Source organism: Shinella sp. SUS2, assembly GCF_001262505.1.
Lineage (GTDB): Bacteria > Pseudomonadota > Alphaproteobacteria > Rhizobiales > Rhizobiaceae > Shinella.
Window position 1 is genome coordinate 1 of the sequence record NZ_KQ410802.1, and the last position, 3,813, is coordinate 3,813.

At 57.5% G+C, this 3,813-nt stretch carries 6 protein-coding genes; 3 read left to right on the top strand and 3 right to left on the bottom strand.

Annotation, left to right across the window (positions count from 1 at the left end; all coding sequences use genetic code 11):
- The first annotated feature begins 923 nt into the window (after positions 1–923).
- Positions 924–1,166, top strand: a complete 243-nt coding sequence (locus AKG11_RS33150; RefSeq protein WP_024270737.1) for a hypothetical protein — start codon at positions 924–926, stop codon at positions 1,164–1,166.
- A 46-nt stretch (positions 1,167–1,212) separates the two neighbouring features.
- On the opposite strand, the gene AKG11_RS35030 is transcribed toward AKG11_RS33150, so the two are convergent.
- Together AKG11_RS35030 and AKG11_RS35035 are read right to left on the bottom strand one after the other, a co-directional pair.
- Positions 1,213–1,380: a Thivi_2564 family membrane protein gene (locus AKG11_RS35030; protein WP_024270738.1), complete on the bottom strand. Its 168-nt coding sequence runs from the start codon at positions 1,378–1,380 to the stop codon at positions 1,213–1,215.
- A 169-nt stretch (positions 1,381–1,549) separates the two neighbouring features.
- Positions 1,550–1,690, bottom strand: a complete 141-nt coding sequence (locus tag AKG11_RS35035) for a hypothetical protein (RefSeq protein WP_156032018.1) — start codon at positions 1,688–1,690, stop codon at positions 1,550–1,552.
- 68 nt (positions 1,691–1,758) lie between these two features.
- Between AKG11_RS35035 and AKG11_RS33155 the strand changes: the two genes are divergently transcribed.
- Positions 1,759–1,983 carry a hypothetical protein gene (locus tag AKG11_RS33155; protein WP_024270739.1) on the top strand — a complete coding sequence of 75 codons (225 nt, stop codon included), beginning with the start codon at positions 1,759–1,761 and terminating at the stop codon, positions 1,981–1,983.
- A gap of 155 nt (positions 1,984–2,138) precedes the next feature.
- Positions 2,139–2,339 carry a hypothetical protein gene (locus tag AKG11_RS33160; protein ID WP_024270740.1) on the top strand — a complete coding sequence of 67 codons (201 nt, stop codon included), beginning with the start codon at positions 2,139–2,141 and terminating at the stop codon, positions 2,337–2,339.
- 8 nt (positions 2,340–2,347) lie between these two features.
- Here AKG11_RS33160 and AKG11_RS33165 read toward each other — a convergent pair whose 3' ends face one another.
- Positions 2,348–2,584, bottom strand: a complete 237-nt coding sequence (locus AKG11_RS33165) for a DUF6894 family protein (protein ID WP_023517445.1) — start codon at positions 2,582–2,584, stop codon at positions 2,348–2,350.
- Positions 2,585–3,813 lie beyond the last annotated feature (1,229 nt).

Genomic DNA, 3,813 nt, shown 5'->3' on the forward strand with positions numbered 1-3,813 from the left:
CAAAGCAGAAGTTCTGACCGAGAGCCAGAAACCTATTTAGTCAATCACGAAAGCCGTGGGCCATTCGTTGCGCTCACGATTGAGTGGCTGGACGCTCCGTCGAAGCCTAGAGTGGTTTCGCAGGTGAAGCCGACGAAGTGAGGTTTTCCGTTGGAAATCTCGACATGGAGATGGTCCAAGTTCCTGGCGTAGCCTCGACCGTCATGGGTGGCGAATTGATCGGGCCACGCTTGATCTGTAGAACGCCATCAGCCCTCTCAGCTTCCCTATAGGTTTAGCGGGTCAGAGTGTGGCATGCGGCAGAAACCCGTGTGCCGCACTCGCTGAGCGATGAATGGCAAGCCGCGGGCGACGGCCCCGCTAATGCAAGGAAAAAGCAGGGACCAGATTACCTTGCAGGCGCAATCTCATATTTCGAAATTCAGAGGCGACGCCCGCTCGCTTCTGCGCAGAGCCTTCCTTGCTTGCAAAATTGGGGAAGGCGGCAGGACGGTAGCGGTCAGGATCGCAGGCTCGCTTTCAAAATCGTGCCGTTTTGTCATGAGCGGGCCACATTGAGAGCCTGACCGCCTCTAAGTCGGCTCACATGAGGGTAAGCGCTCCCAGAAGTGCCATGAAAGCAAGGAACAAAATCGCCGCTATCGCCAGGACCGTGGAAACCCGGCGCCCAATAGCAACGCGTGATCTGTTTTCCATTATGGTGCCTCAGGATCAATTAATGGAAAAGGGGTCGTCGAAGTGCCGCAAACGACCCCCAGTACGGCCTAGACTGGGACCCCTACAACGATGGTTGGCTCGGGGGAGACCATAGCCGCATCGGCCACTTTTACCAACCCGGGCCCCGGCTACTTGTTCCTTCCCGACGATGGAACATCGCGGGCTTATCTTTGTTTTCAATAAATCTCGAAAACATGGAGGGCGAGATGTTTCAAGCATCTCTCGGAGCGGGTTTCGGCGCGCAAGATTATGGCCTGCGCGCGTCAATCAAAGCGGCTATCGCATATGACGAGCTTTGCTCTCAGCACAAAATTGAGCTGGTCTTCGAACCCCAGGCAATCATAATTCTCGGCCGCGTGCCGCCCGATGTGGCGCGGCGTGTACGACTCGTCATCATAGAAATTGCAGGCGCTGTTCCAGTTTGGGATCGAACATTCTGGCTGAGTTGACGGGACGGCTCGCACTCAATGGCACTGTGCCGTCCCGCCTCAGTTCCTAAAAGACGGCGATGTACTTTAGCAGCGCGACAATGCCGATGATGATGACGACAACCTGCGCGATCTGCTTTGCACGTCCATCGAGAGGCAGCCGCCCGATGAGATAGAGGACCAGCACGATTACGAGGAAGGTAATCAAGATGCTGACGAGAACCGATGTAGCCAAAGCCCCAACTCCTTAAGCCAACGCTCAATTGCGCGGTAAGGGCGTAACTATGGCCCCGAACGAGTAAAACAAGTGGGGCGTGAGGCAGAAACCCGTATGCTCCTACTCGCTGAGCGCACGGCCGGCGGGCCCTGCTAATGCGGGGAATTAACAGGGCCGGCCAAGCCTGTCAGTCTTCCTCGTCGCCATCGCCGAGCGCTCGAATATCCACGTCAAATCCCTCTCGACGGAACTCCTGCGCGATTCTTTCGGCTACCTCTCGGTCATAGAACATTCCATAATCACATTGGCCGTCAGTTATGCGGAACATTTTGATCTCCGTACAAAGCGCGCCGGGCATCGACGCGTACGGGACAGGGCGGTCATTAGGAGCTGACGATGGAAGACGTGAACCAGACCACCCATCAACGCTGCAAGCAAGCCGTCCTCGCCGAACTGATTGCCGCGGGATGCACGCCTGATAACCCGATCGCCCTCTATCTTGTCGGACCTACCCTTGTGGCGGCAGGCTTTACCGAGCAGCAGATTGTCAACGCGCTCGACTTCCTCGAATATGAGAGGCATATCGAATATACCGGCGGCAACCGCGTGCGCTTAACGTAGCCCCTTCGCTCGGCTCTTGCGCCCTTCCGTTGCATCCTGCTTTATCGAACCAGAGGGGCGTTGCGTCATGGCTCGGCAAATCGCGCTTTGCTTTGTCATCGGCATAGCGGCCTACGCCTGCTTCTGGATGGCATGGCATTGGTTTTGAGGACAGTATGGATGTTCGCTCCCGTCTCCATCGGATGATAAAAAACGAGCAAGCGATACTCGACTTGCAGCAAAACGGCATTCGAGGCGGCGGTACTGAAAAGACGCTGAGTTGCGAGAACGATGCTACTGCCGAGGCAAGGCGCCGGATCGCCATGTATGAAATGCTGCTGGCGGATCTCGATAAGCGAGGGGGAGACCCGCCATGAGAGATGGGCTACTGCAGATTCAACACCGAGCGGAAGGGGAGGATTTCAATCACCCGTCCGCGCTCGTCGGCTATTTCAAAACGCTGCCCATCTAGCGGCTGACCGGTGCGCAGCATCTCGGCCATCATTTCCCTGGCTGCTGCTTTAGCGTCGACGATGGCGTCTTCGACGCTATCGAATTCAACCCCTTCCGGATCGATCTCAAAGCTATCGCTGTCTCGAATGTGAAAGAAAAATCGCGGCATGGACACCTCTCGCGGCAACAACTTCCTCAAAATCAGAAGGTTTCTATCGGGAGAGAAAGAGGCGGGCCATCCGCTGAGTTAGAAAGCCCGCCCCACCCAAGACCCCCACGAGGGACCGTCGCGGAGGCGCACAGGTAACCGTGCGCCGCCTATGAAGTTCCAACTCGTAGCTTAGAAAAACGCCCCGCCGAAGCGGGGCAGGTGGAAAAGATAGAGTGAACGTGCCGGGGAACCCAAAGCCGGAGATGTTGCTCCCCTGAAGGGAATTTATAATCGGCGCCGGGCGTCCACATCGACATCGACCAGGTGACATTGCGGGCGATAAAGGCGGCTGGCGTGCAGCATATCGACGAGTGTTTCAATCGAGAGGCGGACGTCGCGGCTCTCATCCTTGCTGCGCCGGATCTCGCGGCGCTCGAAGCAATCAACATCCAGGGCTTCTGGGATTGATGTGCGAGACCCGGGAACACCCCCGGGAACTCAACCGGGTCTCATGCTGGCGGGAAGTGCAGCCAGCCCGTCAATCTATCTGCCCAATGTTGGCTGCTGAACAGCACCAATTTGGATCATCCCGATGATATCCCGTAGTTGAGACCCGTCGCGGATGCGATAGGCGCCGAGACCCGGCATGCTCCAGACTACCAGGCCCCGGCTTTCTCTCGGCGGGGATATCCTCAGGTGAGGACCGAGAGCGTGAGCTATACGCTCCACGGTCAAGTTTGCTCCGACACCCTTCCAGTGGCCGCGCTTGGCTAGATCGGCACCTCGCAGTCACAGTGGCGCCTTCCATTCCGAGATCCAGACCCGGGAGCGCCCTCGTGCGCTCAACCGGGTCCTTCACGCAGGCCGCGTATGGGAACGGCCGCAGCAGGTTAATTCACTAACCAATCCTTTCGTTCCCCTCACAAAGGACAACGCCATGAACCGCAGCGCATTCTTTGCATCGGTGCGCGCTCGCGCGTCCGGCAACTTCGGCACGTCGCTTACCCAGAGCCAGGTTGACGGCCGCGAGGCTGTCTTGAACAAGGCGGAGCGTCGGGGGACGCCCCTGAAGCCCCCCCAGTCCATCAAACTCACGTCAAACTAACCTGAGAACAGGCGGCTATCAGGACGTTTAGGCTCAAGTTGAGGCAAAACCTCAAGGTGGGGCTAATACGCCGCCTCGCTGACTTCGACTCTTTAGCCTTCCCAAAGTGGGGTGAATCTGAATCTCTGGTGCAAACCGGAGG

What these genes read in the sequence shown, in the direction of transcription:
- AKG11_RS33165 (WP_023517445.1), bottom strand. Translation starts at nt 2,584, where the DNA reads ATGCCGCGATTTTTCTTTCACATTCGAGACAGCGATAGCTTTGAGATC.
- AKG11_RS35035 (WP_156032018.1), bottom strand. Translation starts at nt 1,690, where the DNA reads ATGTTCCGCATAACTGACGGCCAATGTGATTATGGAATGTTCTATGAC.
- AKG11_RS33155 (WP_024270739.1), top strand. Translation starts at nt 1,759, where the DNA reads ATGGAAGACGTGAACCAGACCACCCATCAACGCTGCAAGCAAGCCGTC.
- AKG11_RS33150 (WP_024270737.1), top strand. Translation starts at nt 924, where the DNA reads ATGTTTCAAGCATCTCTCGGAGCGGGTTTCGGCGCGCAAGATTATGGC.
- AKG11_RS33160 (WP_024270740.1), top strand. Translation starts at nt 2,139, where the DNA reads ATGGATGTTCGCTCCCGTCTCCATCGGATGATAAAAAACGAGCAAGCG.